This window comes from Parashewanella curva, assembly GCF_003675895.1.
Taxonomy (GTDB): domain Bacteria; phylum Pseudomonadota; class Gammaproteobacteria; order Enterobacterales; family Shewanellaceae; genus Parashewanella; species Parashewanella curva.
Map to the genome: position 1 here is coordinate 1 of NZ_ML014941.1, position 1,240 is coordinate 1,240.

2 protein-coding genes are annotated in these 1,240 nt (G+C 35.2%); both read right to left on the reverse strand.

Annotation, left to right across the window (positions count from 1 at the left end):
* Positions 1-334: 334 nt before the first annotated feature.
* Entirely contained in the window at positions 335-637 is a 303-nt protein-coding gene (locus D5018_RS21330) for a hypothetical protein (protein ID WP_121840976.1), read from the reverse strand.
* A gap of 33 nt (positions 638-670) precedes the next feature.
* Entirely contained in the window at positions 671-922 is a 252-nt protein-coding gene (locus tag D5018_RS21335) for a hypothetical protein (RefSeq protein WP_121840977.1), read from the reverse strand.
* Between the last annotated feature and the right edge of the window lie 318 nt (positions 923-1,240).

The window sequence follows — 1,240 nt, forward strand, 5'->3', positions numbered from 1 at the left end:
TTGTTGTGTTTGCAAACTGATAAGTACTATAAAATTGCTCCTTTCGCACTATTTGTCAAAGTCATCCCATTGATAATTAATGATCTTTTCATGATGTTTGTCGATCTAAAAGATCTACACCCAAAGCTTTTGCTTGATTCTCTACAGGAATACTGGTGACAGATATTTTTATCATTTCAGATTCTCATTTTTCACTGAAGTTAATTTAGGATAATTCGCTCACGATAATTTTTTAGCGTAGCTCGACTTATCACACTACAGAAAGTTAGGGCAGACCCTAATAGGCAAAATAATCCTTATTCGTAAATATGGCCAATTTCTTTTTTGAATTCAATCAATGAATGGAGGTGAATTGTTTGATTAACCAGCATGCGATAAAGCTCGTGATAATTACCGCGCACCAGTATGTGAGTGGCTTGTCTTTACGAGAGACAGAGTGAAGTCCACTGTAATCATCTTGTGTATAGGTCATAGCTCCAGTTATCAAACCTGAAAACACACAACCGATCAGGTAAAATGGAATACCTAAAAAATAGCCGTGAATCTCAGTAAAACCATATTTGAGTGCTCCAAGGAAAATTCCAAACAAAGCAAAAAACAAGGCTAGCTTAGGGTGTTTTGCATTTCCTTTTTTCATTGGGTAACCGTTAAGCTCTTATTTTATAAACTATTAATCGTTTTCAGAACTGAATAGGCTAACAAAGTTTTGTAGTAACATATTTAAAATCCCACTCGCTAAATCCTCACTGTTCAAATCATGATCTTGTAGATCCTGTGGTTTATCTTTAATTCTTGATTGAACGCTATCACTGATACCATTGCCAAGTGCATCGATCGACTTTTCCACTTGTAGACTTGTACAACTAACAGAAAGAATCAAAAATGAAACTAATGGGGCTCTTTTAAAAAAAACAATGAACATCCAGTACAACTCCTTTGCATCTTTTACCCTTTTACCATCTCAATCGCAGTATAAAGTCTAGGCTGACCATATCAAATTTATTTAAAATCAATCTTGCACTAAAGAAGTTTCTCAGCAAATCTCGGTCAATCAAGTTTGATTACCTCTTTACGACAGCAATATAACTCAATCAGCTAAAAGCTCAGTATTTTAGGTAGTGGGCTGCTTTTGTGAATTGTTCTATCATGGTTGCACGCTGGTTTAATTTATTTTAGAGCATGTCATGCGCCATTCTATTGATGTTCAATGTCCTCATTGCCACGGTGTTTCAATATCTAA

Excerpts from the sequence above, each read along its gene's own strand:
- D5018_RS21330 (WP_121840976.1), bottom strand. The coding sequence starts at position 637 with ATGAAAAAAGGAAATGCAAAACACCCTAAGCTAGCCTTGTTTTTTGCT.
- D5018_RS21335 (WP_121840977.1), bottom strand. The coding sequence starts at position 922 with ATGTTCATTGTTTTTTTTAAAAGAGCCCCATTAGTTTCATTTTTGATT.